Source organism: Robinsoniella sp. KNHs210, assembly GCF_000686105.1.
Classification (GTDB): domain Bacteria; phylum Bacillota; class Clostridia; order Lachnospirales; family Lachnospiraceae; genus Robinsoniella; species Robinsoniella peoriensis.
Genome location: NZ_JMLZ01000002.1, coordinates 2,299,677 through 2,317,329 on the forward strand (window position 1 = coordinate 2,299,677; position 17,653 = coordinate 2,317,329).

General features: G+C 41.0%; 15 protein-coding genes. All 15 read right to left on the bottom strand.

What is annotated here, in order from left to right:
- Positions 1-184: 184 nt before the first annotated feature.
- The gene (locus CD03_RS0117020; RefSeq protein WP_027294676.1) at positions 185-1,597 is read right to left on the bottom strand and encodes an oxaloacetate decarboxylase subunit alpha; all 1,413 of its coding nucleotides are present in this window, start codon (positions 1,595-1,597) and stop codon (positions 185-187) included.
- Between the two features lie 103 nt (positions 1,598-1,700).
- A complete protein-coding gene (locus CD03_RS0117025; RefSeq protein ID WP_027294677.1) occupies positions 1,701-2,849 on the bottom strand; it encodes a sodium ion-translocating decarboxylase subunit beta in 1,149 nt (382 codons plus the stop codon).
- A 71-nt stretch (positions 2,850-2,920) separates the two neighbouring features.
- Positions 2,921-3,292 carry a biotin/lipoyl-containing protein gene (locus tag CD03_RS0117030; RefSeq protein WP_027294678.1) on the bottom strand — a complete coding sequence of 124 codons (372 nt, stop codon included), beginning with the start codon at positions 3,290-3,292 and terminating at the stop codon, positions 2,921-2,923.
- Positions 3,293-3,310: 18 nt separating this feature from the next.
- On the bottom strand, positions 3,311-4,081 hold the full coding sequence (locus tag CD03_RS0117035) for an OadG family transporter subunit (RefSeq protein WP_052377848.1): 771 nt from the start codon (positions 4,079-4,081) through the stop codon (positions 3,311-3,313).
- Between the two features lie 14 nt (positions 4,082-4,095).
- Complete coding sequence (locus tag CD03_RS0117040) at positions 4,096-5,532, bottom strand: acyl-CoA carboxylase subunit beta (RefSeq protein ID WP_027294680.1); 1,437 nt, start codon at positions 5,530-5,532, stop codon at positions 4,096-4,098.
- 156 nt (positions 5,533-5,688) lie between these two features.
- Positions 5,689-7,881, bottom strand: a complete 2,193-nt coding sequence (locus tag CD03_RS0117045) for a DNA topoisomerase III (protein WP_027294681.1) — start codon at positions 7,879-7,881, stop codon at positions 5,689-5,691.
- A gap of 120 nt (positions 7,882-8,001) precedes the next feature.
- Entirely contained in the window at positions 8,002-9,240 is a 1,239-nt protein-coding gene (locus tag CD03_RS0117050; protein WP_027294682.1) for a D-alanyl-D-alanine carboxypeptidase family protein, read from the bottom strand.
- Between the two features lie 80 nt (positions 9,241-9,320).
- Positions 9,321-10,109 (bottom strand): zinc dependent phospholipase C family protein, encoded by a 789-nt coding sequence (locus CD03_RS0117055; protein WP_027294683.1) that lies wholly within the window; start codon positions 10,107-10,109, stop codon positions 9,321-9,323.
- Positions 10,110-10,149: 40 nt separating this feature from the next.
- Positions 10,150-10,719, bottom strand: a complete 570-nt coding sequence (scpB, locus tag CD03_RS0117060) for an SMC-Scp complex subunit ScpB (protein ID WP_027294684.1) — start codon at positions 10,717-10,719, stop codon at positions 10,150-10,152.
- A 108-nt stretch (positions 10,720-10,827) separates the two neighbouring features.
- Positions 10,828-11,568, bottom strand: a complete 741-nt coding sequence (locus CD03_RS0117065; RefSeq protein ID WP_027294685.1) for a segregation and condensation protein A — start codon at positions 11,566-11,568, stop codon at positions 10,828-10,830.
- A gap of 102 nt (positions 11,569-11,670) precedes the next feature.
- On the bottom strand, positions 11,671-12,474 hold the full coding sequence (locus CD03_RS0117070; RefSeq protein ID WP_027294686.1) for a metallophosphoesterase: 804 nt from the start codon (positions 12,472-12,474) through the stop codon (positions 11,671-11,673).
- A 111-nt stretch (positions 12,475-12,585) separates the two neighbouring features.
- Positions 12,586-13,761: a D-alanyl-D-alanine carboxypeptidase family protein gene (locus CD03_RS33850; protein ID WP_044289447.1), complete on the bottom strand. Its 1,176-nt coding sequence runs from the start codon at positions 13,759-13,761 to the stop codon at positions 12,586-12,588.
- Positions 13,762-13,847: 86 nt separating this feature from the next.
- Positions 13,848-14,438: a putative ABC transporter permease gene (locus CD03_RS0117080; RefSeq protein ID WP_027294687.1), complete on the bottom strand. Its 591-nt coding sequence runs from the start codon at positions 14,436-14,438 to the stop codon at positions 13,848-13,850.
- A 145-nt stretch (positions 14,439-14,583) separates the two neighbouring features.
- Positions 14,584-16,119 carry a cardiolipin synthase gene (gene cls / locus CD03_RS0117085; RefSeq protein ID WP_027294688.1) on the bottom strand — a complete coding sequence of 512 codons (1,536 nt, stop codon included), beginning with the start codon at positions 16,117-16,119 and terminating at the stop codon, positions 14,584-14,586.
- 138 nt (positions 16,120-16,257) lie between these two features.
- A complete protein-coding gene (rpsU, locus tag CD03_RS0117090) occupies positions 16,258-16,434 on the bottom strand; it encodes a 30S ribosomal protein S21 (RefSeq protein WP_006864570.1) in 177 nt (58 codons plus the stop codon).
- Positions 16,435-17,653 lie beyond the last annotated feature (1,219 nt).

Consider the following 17,653-nt stretch of genomic DNA (forward strand, 5'->3'; position numbering starts at 1 on the left):
AATAGCGCAAGCAGGCTTGTACTATTCCTTAATTAGTAATTTGAAAGCGATTTTCTTTCAAATATTAATATTAACATGAAACCAGGGAAATTTCAATTTTTATCTGGTTTTTTCAGCATTGTGTAAAAACAAGCAAAAAGAGGTCTGAGGAATTTTAATTCCCCAAACCTCTTATTATAAATTTCTAAACCGGATAAGCCCCATTCTTCGTATCAGCCGTTTTCGGATCTACTTTCGTTTTCTGAGCTTCTCTGTATTTAAAGAAATCGGTAGCAACCTGTGGGAACAGTGCGTAGGTCAGGACATCTTCATCCTGTTCTTTCCACTGTGACATTTCAGCTTCGATTGTCTTTAATTCTGGTTTCAGCAAGTCAGCCGGACGGCAGGTAATCGGTGTCTTGTCACCAATACATTTCTTCTGGATTTCCTTGTTGAATGGTTTAACAGTTGCGCCGTATTCTCCGGACAGAACTGCCTTTGTTTCTTTGGTAACCATTTTGTAACGCTCTCCCATGATTACGTTAAATACAGCCTGTGTACCAACGATCTGTGAAGAAGGTGTTACAAGCGGCGGCTCACCAAGATCTTTACGCACTCTTGGAACTTCTGCAAGCACATCGTAATATTTGTCTTCTGCGTGCTGTTCTTTCAGCTGAGAAGTCAGGTTAGAAAGCATACCGCCAGGTACCTGATATAACAATGTCTTAATATCAACACCAAGGTTTTTCGGATTTAATAAACCGGAACTTAAAGCTTCATCTCTGATTGGTCTGAAGTAATCAGCGATTTCTGCTAATAATTTCTGATCGAATCCAGTATCATACTGTGTTCCTTTGAAAGTCTCAACCATAACTTCTGTTGCCGGCTGGGATGTTCCAAGAGCGAATGGTGACATTGCCGTATCAATTACGTCAACTCCAGCTTCTACTGCTTTTAAGTAAGTCATAGAAGCAACACCTGATGTATAATGGGTATGCAGCTGAATCGGTATTTTAACTGCTTTTTTCAGTTTGCCGATCAGTTCTGTAGCTTCATAAGGAAGTAAAAGGCCTGCCATATCCTTCAGACAGATTGAGTTTGCACCCATTTCTTCTACATTTTTAGCCATTTTGATCCAGTAATCATGTGTGTATGCATCTCCCAAAGTGTAAGAGAGCGCTACCTGTGCATGGCCTTTTTCCTTATTTGCAGCATCAACAGCTGCTTTTAGGTTACGTAAATCATTCATACAGTCAAATATACGAATTATATCAATACCATTTGAAAGGGATTTCTGAACAAAATATTCTACCACATCATCTGCGTATGGACGGTATCCAAGGATATTCTGTCCACGGAATAACATCTGTAACTTTGTATTTTTAAATCCGTCACGGAATTTACGAAGTCTTTCCCATGGATCTTCTTTCAAGAAACGAAGAGATGCATCAAAGGTTGCTCCACCCCAGCACTCTACGGAATGATATCCCACTTTATCCAGTTTCTCTACGATTGGCAGCATCTGTTCTGTTGTCATTCTGGTTGCAATCAGGGACTGATGTGCATCACGCAGTATTGTCTCGGTAATTTTAATTGGTTTTTTTACTACTTCTGACATTTTCTGACCTCCTTATATTTTGTCACTAGAGCGTGCTTAGGCGCTCAGACGGATTGTCATAATCCGTCCGGTTTCTACTTTATAACCTGTCTCTTAATTCAGGCTAAATCCCAAATATAGCCATGAAGGTACCGGCGGCAACTGCCGTACCGATAACACCCGCTACGTTTGGTCCCATCGCATGCATCAGAAGGAAGTTTGTAGGATCTGCTTCCGCACCTACCTTCTGTGATACACGAGCCGCCATAGGAACGGCAGATACTCCTGCTGAACCGATTAACGGATTAATCTTGCCATGTGTCAGTTTACACATCAGCTTGCCAAGCAGAACACCGCCGGCAGTACCGAATGCGAAGGCTACAAGACCTAAAACAACGATTTTAATAGTATTCAGATTCAGGAATGCTTCTGCACTGGTAGATGCACCTACAGAGGTTCCAAGTAAAATAACTACGATGTACATAAGCGCATTTGATGCAGTTTCCGTGAGCTGTTTTACAACACCGGATTCTCTGAATAAGTTACCAAGCATTAACATACCAACAAGTGGCGCGGTTGTAGGCAGGATTAAGCATACAACGATACTGATAATGATGGGGAATAAGATTTTCTCTAATTTGGAAACAGGTCTTAACTGCTCCATTTTGATCTTTCTTTCTTTTTCTGTTGTTAACAGCTTCATAATCGGCGGCTGAATAATCGGTACGAGAGACATATATGAATATGCCGCCACCGCAATTGGCCCCATTAGGGTTGCCTGCCCCAGTTTACCGGCAAGGAAGATTGAGGTAGGACCATCAGCACCACCAATGATGGAGATTGCTGCTGCCGCTTTTCCATTAAATCCTAAGAGGATTGCCAGGAAATATGCAACATAAATACCAAGCTGAGCTGCAGCGCCAAGCAGGAAGCTTCGCGGATTCGCAATCAGCGGACCGAAGTCAGTCATAGCACCAACACCCATAAAAATAAGTGATGGTAAAATACTCCACTCATCCAGAATATAGAAGTAGTGAAGAAGTCCACCTACTCCATTGGCAGAATCTTCCGGTCTCATCATGATATCCGGATAGATATTTACCAAAAGCATACCAAACGCAATCGGTACCAGCAACAGAGGCTCAAACCCATGTTTAATAGCCAGGTACAAGAATATACATGCAACTGCAATCATAACATAGTTACCTACTGTCAGATTAAAGAACGCTGTCTGGTGAAGTAAGTTCGACAAAGTATCAAGAATATAAGACATGTTTTTACCTCCCATTTTAGTATTTCAGCAGATTTTTCTACTGGTGGGAATTTACATTATTTATGCAAATTCTAATTCATAGATGCTAAAGCATCTCCGTTTTCAACGGTATCACCAACAGCTACATCAATACTTGCAATGGTTCCATCCTGAGGTGCAACAACTGGAATTTCCATTTTCATTGCTTCCAGGATCATGATATTATCACCGGTTTTCACAGCCTGTCCAACACTGGCTTCAATCTTACATACTTTTCCAGGTACGGATGCAGCTACTTTTACAGCTCCTGCGGATCCACCTGCCGGTGCTGCAGCCTTTGGAGCTGCTTTTGGTGCTGCCTTCGGTGCTGCTTTTGGAGCTGCAGCCTGTGCTGCACCTGTGGTACCCTCTTCAACAGTTACATCATATGCTGTTCCGTTAACGGTAATTGTATAATTTTTCATTACGATTTCCTCCTATACTTAAGCATTCTGCCATTTTCTTTTATTTGCTTTTCTGATTGAACGAACTACAAAACTATCTGTAGATGTATTTTCGCTTGCTGCAATTGCAGCTGCTATTACTGCAACTAATTCTCCATCATCTGCTAATTCCTCTTCCTGGACCGGAGCCACCGGAACCGGAATTGCTTTTGCTGCAACATCTAATTCATTTTCATTCTTTTTACCACGGTTTTCCAGTTTGCCAAAATGCTTAAACTGGGAAATTAAAAAGCTTAAGAAAACCAGCATTACAAATACAATTACAAGTCCCATAAGGGTATTTAATGCCGCTTTTTCCATCTTTGCAGCCATGGATGAATCCGCGCCTGTATCAAAAGTCATGCTTGATGGCGCAAGATCTTCACGTCCTATTGTCAGTACAACTGCACCATCCGCTTTTTCAAAGGTTACGTTGGTTGTAACTACAATATTATCCTCGGATACTTCGATATCATGTCCGGTAGTCGCTTTAAATGCTCCAAGCTCATCTCTGACATCCTGCCACGCCTGAACAGCTTCAACAAAAAATTTGTTTGGTGCTGTTAATATGGAAGACGGTTTCATAATTTCATCCATCTGCTCATCTGTCATGGAAGTAATCTGCTCTACTGTCTGCTGCGCAAAACTTTCAATAGTCGCACGGTCTGAATCAGAAACAGCCGCTTCTTCTGCATAAACACACATTGGCATTGCAAGGGTGATTACCGCCATGCACATAGCCAATAAGATTCCTTTAAGTTTTCGTTTCATATCATTCACCCCGCTTAAACCGTGCCATGTTTTTTGTTCGGACGATCTTCTCTTTTTGTGAATAACATTTCAAAAGCTCCGATAACATATTTTCTGGTATCTTCTGCTTCAATCAACGTATCAACATACCCTCTTCTAGCTGCTGACATAGCGCTTGACTGTAAAGCTGCATATTCTGCTGCCTTTTCACTGATTGTCGCCGCATCAGCATCCGCATACATAATCCTGGCAGCCGATTTTGCATCCATCATACCGATCTGGGCATCTGTCCATGCAAATGTCATGTCTGCACCGATTGATTTACTGTTCATTGCTACATAAGCTGTTCCGTAAGCTGCACCGATAATAACGTTAACTTTAGGAACAGTAGCGTTTGCAAACGCATAAGTAAGTTGTGCAACAGCTTTTGCGATACATCTTTCAGAATGAGTATCTGCTTTAAATCCTTTGACATTTGTCAAGGATAATACCGGAATATTAAAAGCATCACAGAACTGAATAAATTCAGCTGCTTTTTTTGCACCTCTGTTAGTTAATACTGCTTCATATGTTTCTGCAACGTTGCCTTCTTCATCACAAACTTCTGTACGGTTGGCAACTGCACCTACGGTAATTCCGTTTAATTTAATAAAACCGGTTACCATTTCTTTTGCATAAGCTGCTTTTGTTTCAAAGAAAAGATTGTCATCAGAAATATCAGATAAAAGAATGGATGTATCACCTGCGGCATTTGCAAGATCTTTACATACGCGGTTCAAATCATCTGTACACTCTTCATAAGACATATCGTCTTCGTTGTTAGCCGGGAGCATACATACAAGAGATCTGATCTGGGACAGTACGTCAGCTTCGCTGCCTGTATAGTCTACCGTTCCTGCTTCTTCACTCTGGAATTTTGCGGAAGCTGTATCACATTTAGATACATCATTTCCATCCAGTGCATTTGGAGAATTCACAAATAATTTTGCTTTCTTTTCTTCCATAAATGTAAAGTCGGTAAGTTCGGAAGCGATCGCAAGTCCTCCGCCGCAATTACCAAATACGGCTGTGATCTGGGGAATTATACCGCTTGCCACTGACTGCTTCATGTAGATTTCACCAAATCCGTTTAAAGCATCGGTTGCTTCCTGAAGTCTCATACCTGCGCAGTCAACTAAACCGATCACTGGTGCACCCATTTTAAGCGCCAGATCATAAAGACCAGCAATTTTCTTTGCATGCATTTCTCCAATGGTACCTCCAAGTACGGATGCATCCTGGCTATATACATATACCAGGTTGCCGTCGATCACACCATAACCGGTAATGACGCCGTCTGCAGGGGTTTCCTTTTGCTGCATGTTGAAATCAGTATTTCTGGCAGTTACATATCCGCCGATTTCAACAAAACTGTTCTCATCAAGTAAAGAAGCGATTCTAGTACTTGCCAAGCTTTGTGCTGTATTACTCATTTTTCAGCCCTCCATTTTCTATATTATTAAAGTAAAACCAAATTTCTGCCAATTATATTTTATCTTGTTTACATAAAAAACGCAAGTGTTTTGTCTATATTTTAACAATTTTTTACCATAGACGCCAGCTCATGTCTGATAATGCATTTATTTTATTTATTCTTTTATATCCAATTTAGCAAATGCTGCAGCAAATGCATTATTGATTGGTTCTTTGGCTTCCTGCTTCTGTTTGCTCAGGTAGTTCTGGACATCTTTCTTGCTGACACCCGCACCTTCCTTCTGCCTTCTCGCCTGAAAAGCTGACAATTTTTCCTTATGTCCACAGACGCAGACAAAAGTTTCTTCACTCCCTTTCATCACCATTTCCATTTTCTTATGGCAGTTTGGACATCTGGCATTTGTCACTCTGGCAATTGTTTCACGATGTCCGCATTCCCTGTCCTGGCATACCAGCATACGGCTGTTCTTTCCATTAACCGCAAGCATACGTTTTCCGCAGACGGGGCATTTTGAATTGGTCAGATTATCATGCCTGAAATTTCCTTCACCCTGTTTGATTTCTGTTATAATTTCATGGGTATAACTGCGGATGTCATTTAAAAAAGATACTCTTTTTAACTTCCCCTTTGCAATTTTAGACAGCTTCATCTCCCAGTCCGCTGTCAGTTCCGGCTTTTTCAGATCTTCCGGCACCAGTTCCAGAAGCTGTTTTGCTTTGGAAGTAACGAAGATATCCTTTCCACGTTTTTCCATCAGGAAGGTATTAAACAGCTTTTCTATAATATCCGCACGGGTTGCCACAGTACCAAGTCCTCCGGTCTCTCCAAGTGTTTTGGCTGCCTGGGCATCTTTGCTCTCCATATATTTCACGGGATTCTCCATAGCGGATAAAAGTGTAGCCTCGTTAAAGGGTGCAGGAGGCTTCGTCTTTCCTTCCGTCATGGTGACTTTCTCAATCTCCAGAACCTGTCCTTTATTTAATGCCGGAAGGCTTCCTGCAGAATCCTTTTCATCGTCTTCCTCATCATCCATAGCCATGTCTTCATACACAGCTTTCCATCCCAGGCTTTTGACAACTTTCCCTTTTGCAGTGAATAATTCCTCTCCTGCTTTTGCTTTCATTGTCGTCTGCTCATATTCAAAAGCCGGATATAAAACAGCCAGAAAACGCCTTACTACCAAATCATAGATCTTACGTTCATCCACGGACATATGATCCATCTGAACAAACTGCTCCGTTGGAATAATCGCATGATGGTCACTGACTTTCGCATTATCCACAAATGACTTGTTTGCCCGTATGGGTTTCATAATCAGGGTTCCAGCCAGCTTTTTGTAGGGACCGACTGCACATGCTTTCAGCCTTTCCTTTAATGTATCTACCACATCTGTACTGATATATCTGGAATCCGTTCGGGGATAGGTCAGTACTTTGTGATTCTCATATAAACGCTGCATCGTATTTAATGTATCTTTTGCTGAAAATCCGAACCTTTTATTTGCCTCACGCTGAAGCTCCGTCAGATCGTACAGGCCCGGAGCCTGTGACTGCTTCGCTTTCTTTTCAACGGATACTACCGTTAATTTTGCATTTTTAAGTTTCTCTGCTATCTTATCTGTCTTATCTTTCTGGAACGTCCGGCTGCTTCCACTTTTTTCATCCTGCCAGTTCCAGACCATGCCTTTCGTACGAAGGGTAAGTCCATAGTAAGCCTCAGGCTTAAATTTCCTTATTTCCTCCTCCCTTGCTGCAATCATTGCCAGGGTTGGAGTCTGTACCCTGCCACAGGACAACTGGGCATTATATTTACAGGTCAATGCCCTGGTAGCATTGATTCCCACCAGCCAGTCTGCTTCCGCCCTTGCCACTGCCGCATCATACAGCGGAATATATTCTCTTCCATCCTTTAAGTGACCAAAACCTTCCCGGATTGCTTTATCCGTTACCGAAGAAATCCACAGACGCTTTACCGGCTTGTGACTGCCGGCTTTTTCCAAAATCCATCTGGCTACCAGCTCGCCTTCCCTTCCTGCATCTGTGGCGATAATGATCTCTCCCACATCTTTGCGGTGTATCTGCGTTTTTACAGCTGCATACTGTTTCGCGCTCTGTTTAATTACAACCAGCTGCATTTTTTCAGGAATCATAGGAAGACTTTCCATTTTCCATTCCTTATATTTAACATCATATCCTTCCGGATCAGCCAGCGTAACCAGGTGCCCCAGCGCCCAGGTCACAACATATTGCCCGCCTTCCATAGCACCCGGAAGCTTTTTCTGGCATTTCAAAACCCTTGCGATATCCCTTGCAACAGATGGTTTCTCTGCGATTACTAGTGATTTCATATATTAATTCATCCTCTGCTTTTCTATGTCGTATTTGCGAAAAATCCGCTTCCTGTTATTATAGCATTGCACAGAGGTTTTTCAAAGTAGAAATTTTATACTTCAGGCTCACATTACAACTTAGGCAGCAAACCATCCCCATATCTTATCCAGGCACCAGGAAAAATCCAGTTTTTCAATATTCTGGGTGGTAATAATCGGATATTCTCTCAGTGGCTTTCCATTCAGGTAATAAGTAACCTTCCCAATCTCAGTATTACTTTTTACCGGTGCCGTAAGTTGTTCTTTCATCTGGTAATCGGCTGTTATTTTCTCATTTTCAGATAAGAGCATTTTGATAGTATCATCTTTGGAACACTTCAGGCTGGTATTTACGAAAGCAGTATCCTGCAGGTTCTGGCTTTCCGGAATTCCAGATTCTACTTTCAGGGGTTTTATAACATCGGATGCTACAAATACGCCAGGTTCATTTCCAATATGTATTTCCTTGAAATCATAATGCCGAAGCCCATAATTCATCAGCTTTCTGGTATCACTCCACTTATAGCTCTTGTTATTTGGCCAACCGCATGCCAGCAAAGCGACAATGAAGGTCTTGCCGTCTTTTTTAAGTGCCCCTACATAACAGTACCCTGCATTGTTGGTGAACCCTGTCTTTCCGGAAAGTGCCCCTTCCATCATGCTTAAAAATGCATTGTGGTTTACACAGGAAAAATTTCTCGTCTGATCCGCATTAGCAAAACTATGGTTCGCAGCTCTTGTAATTTTTAAGAACATATCTTTTTGTGGTGATTCTGTGATACAGTACTTCATAATACGTGCCAGATTCGCTGCAGTAGTCGAATGGGTTCCTTTTTCATCGGTTGCGTCTAATCCATTGGGTGATATAAAATATGTATCCGTGCATCCTATCTCTTTTGCTTTTGCATTCATCATATCTGCAAATCCCTGCACGCTTCCACCCAGATGCTCGGCTATGGCAACAGCGGCATCATTAAAAGACTCCAGCATAAGTGCATAGAGCAGGTCTTTGAGATAAAACCGTTCTCCTGTATTCATACCCAGCCTAACCTTTGGCTGAGACGCAGCAAGGGAAGATGCGGTAACTACAGAATCCAGATCTCCTTTTTCCAGTGTGAGTATACAGGTCATGATCTTTGTAGTACTTGCCATTGGCATTACATCATTTTCATTCTTTCCATAAAGAATACGCCCTGTATCACCATCCATTAAAACGGCACTACGGGCGTATAAATTATTCAGCTCTTCCGGCGTCTGATCCTCTGCCGCCAGAGCAGCCAGGCGATTTCCGGAAATACTGAGCAGCAGTATTAAAAGAATTGCTGTTATTTTCTTCATCCACTTCACTTCCTATGGCTTTTCTACTAGTATATGTTGGATGTGAAAGAATATTATAAAGTATTTCAGAGTATCTCTATTTATTTGTAGTTTCTTTCAAAACGGTAATTGAGGTAGTCCATATCCGTAATGGTATTATAAAAATCTTCCATTACCGTAACCGTCTCCGGTACCGCCAGCCTAAACAAATGCAAAAGCATCTGGTTACTTTCCTCACAGCGTTTGCTTTTCTTCTTTTTTATAATTCTACCCTGAATTGCATCAGATGCTTTCGTAAAATGAGCCAGATTAAGAAAAAGATTTCTCTTAAAACAGTTGGAGCAAACCGTTATATTCGTATAGAACTTCATTGCTTTTAAACAATGGCGCACCTGGCATTCGCTGATATCTGACAGCGCATTGGCAATTTCCCTGATTGTTTCTTTTTCCAGGTGAATTGAATCGGAGGGATGGAAACGGAAAGGATTGCGGTTATTGCGTTCCATCAATTCACGGTCGAACTCTGTTTCGATTTCGTCGTGGGATACCCCTGTCTTCTCGATATATTCATTTATATATGGATGACAGGTACTGTCCAGCATATAATGACATACAAATCCAAACATATACGCAAGGAGTATCTCACTTTCTTCCTGCATATATTTTTTCTTGCATTCCGCAAAGAAGACAGATGCAATCTCGTCATGCATCTCGTGTCCCTTCTGGCTGATTGGGTTATTACAAAAGGGTCTGTTATAGAAAAGTATATCAGGTCCATGCAGTCCGATCAAATATGCGGTTCTTTCATTTCCTATTATCTGTTTCATTTCTTCCGGAAGCTTTTGATAAACAATTTTTCCAAAAGCATCATGTGCATAAGTTGTAGGCATAAAAACTCTCCCATCTGTATTCCAGAGCCTGTAAACCACTCTAGATATTCAGTTTTAATTGAATTTCTTCTTCAGCCTCTGCCTTAAAATCCTCTAATTGCACGGGATTTACAGTTGGCAGATCCTCTAAAGAGTGTACCCCGAAATTCCTTAAGAATTCTTCTGTTGTTCCAAATAAAAGCGGACGTCCCGGTGCATCCAGCCGCCCCAGTTCTTTTACAAGATTATATTCAATCAGCTTATTCACTGCATGGTCGCTCTTAACACCACGGATTTTTTCAATCTCCATTTTTGTGATTGGCTGTTTATATGCTATAATGGAAAGAGTCTCCAGTGCAACATCCGTTAAAACCATTTTTTTCGGCTGCTTTGCAATTCGAATCAGATACTCATACATATCCTTCTTTGTACACATTTGAAAGGCATTTTCCAATTCTATGATCTGAATGCCACGCTCTTCCGTCTGATAACGGTCCATCATATTATGTATTATTTTTTTAGTTGTTTCTGAATCCTGTTCTACTGCTTTTGCAATTTTATCCACTTCCACGGATTCTCCCATAGTAAAGAGAATCGCCTCAATTGCAGCTTCTGTCTTCTTTAAATCCACTCGTATTCCTCGCTTTTCCTTTACACTTCATCGTATGCATATCATAAGCCTGCTTATAACATCCCCCAAATACGTATCAGAAATAATTTTCTGTCTTACAATTTACACTTAATTGGCCGTTATGTAGATATCATCAAAGATATCCTGCTGCATGATATTGATTTTACCCACTTTCATTAGTTCCAGAATGGCTAAAAAAGCAACAATTACATGTATTTTACTGGTCTGTAATACCAACAGATCACGAAATCTGCAGGATTTCCTGGTCAGTACATACTGTTCCACGAACTCCATTTTATCATCCAGACTGACTTCTTCTTTTTCCAGATTTCCAAAGGTACTTCGAATAGGGTCAATTCTGTTCTCCTGCCGTTTCATTACCGCTTTAAATATCGCATTCAGTTTTGCCAGCGTCACTCCCGAAAGCAGTTCTTCTAAATGGATCGGCTCGCGATACTCTTCTACCTCATCCGGTACGGTTGGAGGCTTATATAAAAATAATTGGGCATCTTCCTGGCGGTCACGCAATTCATATGACATGTATTTAAACAATTTATACTGCAGCAGCTGTTCTACCAGCTCCTGCCGGGGATCTTCTTCTTCCCCCTCTTCATTTACTTCTTTGGGAAGGAGCATCCGGGACTTGATATCGATTAAGGTTGCCGCCATAACCAAAAACTCACTCATTACGCCTAAGTCCTGCCGTTCCATTTCCTGTATATATTCCAGATACTGTCTGGTGATTTCCACAATGGGAATATCATAGATACTAACTTTATTTTTATCAATCAAATGCAAGAGCAGATCCAGCGGACCTTCAAATGCCTCCAGCTTGACGGGAATTCCCATAATATTTCCTGCCTTCTTTTACTAATCTAAATCTCTTCTCCACTTTATGTGGAAAACGCATATTCTTTATTGTACTAAGTTTTCTTAAGATTTGCAAGCAAATTACTGCAATTCCACAACAACCAGCTCGGTAGGGTTATGAAACCGCAGTTTGATGGAATGGCTGCCCAGCCCTGCGCTTACTACTAATTGATGTCTTCCTATATGAAACAGCCCCTTATCATACTTTGGAAATATTTGTACCTGTGGACTGATAACACCGCCCAGCAGCGGAAGGCGTATCATTCCTCCATGCAAATGCCCCGATAAGGTTAAATCTGCCCCCCAGCCGGCATAAGTTTTAAAAAATACCGGATTATGAGCCAGCAGAATATGATATCCTTTTTCATCCGGTCTTCCAAGAGCCTGGTTCATTTCCTCCACGCCCAGCCTTTCCCTGGAAAAACGTTTAAAAAACCGCTTATCCAGTTCATATCCGTGAATAATCATTTTCATTCCTGCCGCCTTGCAGAGACATCTTTCATTTTCCAACAGGACAACGCCTATGGAACGGATCTCCTTTTGAAACCGTTCATAAACATCTCCGTAAATCTGCGGATATATTTTCATCCGGTATTCATGGTTCCCATTGCTGTAATAAACCGGATACTTCTTTACCAGGGCTTTTAGCAGAAACACTGTGGAATCCATATCCGTAGGCTTATCCGGTTTGGATACCAGCATATCACCTACTACCATAACTATATCGGGATTAATTTTATATACTGCCTGTATCAGCCGGATATTATTTTCCCCGTAAACCGTGCAGTGCAAATCCGCAAGTACCACTATTCTCACCGGACGGCTGGGGGAATTATTTTTTTGCATTGTCTTTATTTTATATGTTGCTATTTTAAATTTTCTCATTTATTCTCCATATAATTTCATCTTTAAAAAACCCGTTTGGGTTTTCAAAAGTATATCATAGTTTTACAAAAATGAAAAGAGCCCCTTTCGAGGCCCTCATTCCAATACCCTTTAGAAACAATATTCTTCCCAGGCTTCTTTCAGACAATCCAAAAATCCTGCTTCTTCAATATCCCGGTCAAACAGAATATTTACACTTCCGATCTCTTTTCCATTAATGAGATATACTGCTTTTCCTGCTACATCACCTTTTTTTACCGGTGCTGTAATCTCTTCACTCATTTTAATCTCTTTTTTTATCTGTGATAAATCCTGTCCTTTTGTATCCAGATATCGGAATTCGCCTTCGTAGTTACAGCCTGCCTGATCTTCTACCCCCTTTTTCACTGTGAGCATCGGCAGTTTATCATCATTCTTGTCTATGTACAGGGCACACTTTCCGAATCCATAGTTTAAAAGTGTTGCAGCATTGTTAAACCGGGTTTTCGTATCCGGAGCCTTTAAAATCACGCTGATTAACTCAATATCGTTACGGATCGCCGTAGCCGAAAGACAATACTTTGCCGTACTGGTACTTCCGGTTTTAAGTCCCATGCATCCATCATAGCTGCGCAGAAGTTTGTTCGTATTAGTCAGTCCAAATTCTGAAGAACCTTTATTCGTTACATGGGTGATATTTTCCATCCATATAGTAGAGTATTCATAGATCTTAGGGTAATTTGTAACCAGTTCTCTGGACATCACTGCAACATCGTATGCCGATGTATAATGATCCGGTGAATCGGTAAGACCGCAGCAGTCAATAAAATTGGTATCATTCATTCCCAGTTGTTTTGCTCTTTGGTTCATTTGACGGACAAATTCCTCTTCACTGCCTGAAATTCTTTCTGCCATTGTTACCGCAGCATCATTTCCGGAAGCGATAACGATACATTTTATCAAGGTCTCAACTGTCTGTTTCTCTCCTTCTTCCAGGTAAACCTGTGATCCGCCCATAGACTTTGCATGAGCACTGGTAACCACTTCCTCGTCCATTTTAATCTTACCTGCATCTAATGCCTCAAATATCAGCAGCAGTGTCATAATCTTTGTGACACTGGCAGGGTTTAATTTCTGATGTGCATCTTTTTCATAAAGTATTGTTCCCGTTGAAGCTTCCATTAACACTGCGGAGGGCGCTTCAATCGTCACCGCAGCATCCGATGCTGTCTCTTCTTCTGCTTTTACAATTGCAACATTTTGAAAAAGCAGAATGACAGCCATAAATAATGCTAACCATCTCTTCATAAAAATAACCGCTCCCAAATCATTCTATACCTAAATATAAGCGATTTGAGAGCGGTTTATGCTTCTTTTATTCAGTTTTCTGAAAATCATCCCCGATAAAAGTTCACAAGGCTGTCCCGAAACTTTCTGGCACGTTTTGGCACAGACGGGAATTTGGCTTTACAAAGGTGAATGGTAAAATCGATCATGTAATAAACCATTAAGATACCGGCTGCCACACAGCCTACCTTATAACTGTAGCTGTCGGCCATCATCATGACTCCCTTTTGCAGGAAAGTAAATAATATAATGGTGTAAAAACCCCATGCAATCGAACTTTCCAGACATAAAATTCCTTTATAGTTAAAAGGTTTGTTAGAGTAATCCCACCATACTTCCCCAAAAATATGTAACATTACTTTTGCTACGAACCATTCCCAGCCAGTGGCCAGAAGGCTTCCCGCAATAAACAGTACCACATAATTTCCTGCTAACGGCTCTAATATAAAATAAGCAGCCACAGCTCCAAAACCATAGATCGGGCAGATTGGACCAAAGATAAATCCGCGGTTCACCCATCTCTTTTCACAAAATGACATATAAATGGATTCTACAACCCAGCCTAAAATACTATATATAAAAAACCACTGTACGATATGATAAATGTCCGTTCCTATAACCGGATAATTCCAAGGCATATATTCACTCCCCTTTGCTCATCTTTTTCAAATATTTCAGTAACTTGTCCTGATTTGCAATTATCTTATCATACTTTTTCTAAATATACTATACACTTTAGGAAAACTTAGAGAAACTTAAAAAAAAATTAATAATATAAAATTTTTATAATAAAGGAGCAAATAAGCGTAGTAAATTTTGCAGGCCGCGGATTAAAATATTACGGTCTCTGCAGAATTCCTCCGTTATTCTGGTACTTACTTCTATGGTTTCAAAAACATCTTTCTTAAGCTGCATCACCGCTTTCGTTCTGTACATCCAGACGGCACATTCAAAATGCAGATACAGGCTTCTATAATCCATATTAATAGTGCCTACAATTGCCAGTTCATCATCACAGACAAAGGATTTGGCATGTATAAATCCAGGCTGATATTCATAGATCTTCACTCCTGCTTCCAGGAGCTGTGCATAGTAAGACTGGGTCAGTAAGAAGACCATCTTCTTATCCGGTATCCCTGGTGTAACAATTCTTACATCCACTCCATTTTTTGCAGCCAGGCACAGCGCTGTCATCATCTCATTATCGATAATCAGATAAGGAGTGAAAATATAGACATACCGCTTAGCCTTTGTAATTGCATTTATGTAAACATTTTCTCCCACGATTTCATCATCCAATGGGGTATCTGCGTAAGGCTGAACAAAGCCTTCCCCTCTAAATGGTTCTTTATGATATACGTGAGGCATATAATTTTCTAATTTATCTTCCATACCGGTAATTACATTCCACATCTGAATGAACATAACCGTAAAATTCCGTACCGCTTCTCCTTTTAACATAACCCCGGTATCTTTCCAGTGGCCAAAACGCTTCTTACGGTTTATATACTCGTCGGCGAGGTTAATTCCCCCGGTGAAGCTGGTGTGCCCATCAATAACAGTTATCTTCCTGTGGTCACGATTATTCATGATTACGGATACAATGGGGCGGAAGGGATTAAAAGCTGCGCATTTGATTCCTTTTGCCTGAAGCTGTTTGTAAAACTGCGCAGGCAGGGTATTAACGCATCCCATATCATCATAAATCAGCCGGACATCTACTCCTTCGGCTACTTTTCTCACCAGAATCTCCAATACAGACTCCCACATCATCCCCTTATCTATGATGAAGTATTCCATAAAGATAAAATGTTCTGCCCTCTCCAACTCCTGTATCAGGCTTTTATACAGCTCTTCCCCAATTCTGAAGTATTCCGTCTCTGTATTTTGATATACCGGAAATCCGGCATAATCACGGATATATTTAGACTGGTTATCCATATGATAATCCAGTTCATTTAAATTCTCCCTGACATCTTTCTTTTCTTTCAGAACAACATCTGTTTTTTTTACTTCATTATCAAATTTTTTCTGGGTTTCGCTTGCCAGTCTGGATTTTCCAAAAATCAGGTAAATCACTGCTCCAAAAACAGGAACCGACAAAATCAGCATGGTCCATGCCAGCTTATAAGACGGATTCATACGTTTATTGACAATCCATAGAACTGCAGCTATACAAGCTACCGTTATAAATACAGATAACACCGGAAACATTCGTTCCAATCGATATGCCATAAGTACAATCCAGAAGACTTGAAAACAAATAGCAACTCCAACATAAAACAGCCTGCTGAAAACAAGCTTTAGTATTTTTTTCATAATTTTACCCCTGAACAGCGCAAGCTGGCTTATGCTATTCCTTAATTAGTAGTTTGAAAGCAATTTTCTTTCAAATTTTTCCTTTAAAAAATCCTTGACCATAATCTAAACTATGGCCAAGGATTTTAACTGCACAAATTAATTAAATTTACGTTTACGAGCAGCTTCAGATTTTTTCTTACGTCTTACGCTTGGTTTTTCGTAATGTTCTCTTTTACGAATTTCCTGCTGGATACCAGCTTTAGCGCAGTTTCTTTTAAAACGACGTAAAGCGCTATCTAAAGTCTCATTCTCTTTTACGATTACATTCGACATAGTCTCACACCTAACCTCCCTCCAGTTGTAGATTGTGCATAATACAACTGTACGGGTATTTTTATTGCACTAATAGTTATTATATCATATTTTTTACATACGTCAACTAATTTTGCAATTTTTTTTACTGAAGCTGACTTTCCAGTAAATTTCGAAGTACCATTAAATTCGTTCTAGTAGTTGATAAGGCTTAAATTTGGGTTTAGCTGATTAAGGACGCTTTGTAGATGGATGTAGTGTACGGAAAGAGAAGGGGGCGGACCAGGACATTGGTTTGGAAGGCTTACCGCAGAACTGGCATTTTCTAACCTTCCCGGAGCACTTTTTGGCGGCCCGCGGGCATTCGCTCCGAAATCCTGATGCATTTCGCAGCTCACTGCCCGCTTACAATCCGATGGGAGCCAGTCGAATTGTATCCGCCAAAAAGCACTCCGGGAAGGTAAGTAAATGCTCAGCTCTGCTATACGCCTTCCAAACCAATGTCCTGGTCCGCCCCCTTCTCTTTCCGAGATAGCATTCGTTGATACAAAGCTGGTTTTCTCAGCATGATGGGACCCTGGGGTTGTGGCATGCTGAACACTATTGGCGTTAAGCTAATGATGTCAAGCAATTGATCTTGAGAACGGGATTTGTTTTACATTCTGCAGTCAGAGAAAGGAGTAGACTTTCATCTTCTATTATGCATAAACTGTCAAAATACACAGCTCTACGTCCAATAAAGAACATCCATCTACACCCAGGGGATCTGTCATGCTGAAAAAGAGCACCATGAAGCAACTGAATTAATCACAGTGATTTGTTTCTTCATTTCAGAAAAAATAGCAAACTTTCATCTTTTACGCATAAACAGCCGAAACATACTACGCTGCATCCAATAAAGAACAGCCTGCCACAGCCCAAGGGTTCCAAAATTCTGAGAAAACCAGCTTTGTTGCGATAAACTGAATCTCGGAAAGATGGGGGTGGGAAACTGATATGGGCGGAGGAAGCGTAGAGCAGAGCTGAGTATTTACTTAGCTTTGCGGAGTGCTTTTTGGCGGATAGTATTCGACTGGCTCCCATCGGATACTAAGCGGGCACTGAGCTGCGAAATGCATCAGGATTTCGGAGCGAATGCCCGCGTGCCGCCAAAAAGTGCTTCGGAAAGGTTAGAAAATACCAGTTCTGCGGCAAGCTGACGGAGTCCATATCAGTTTCCCACCCCCATCTTTCCGCACAC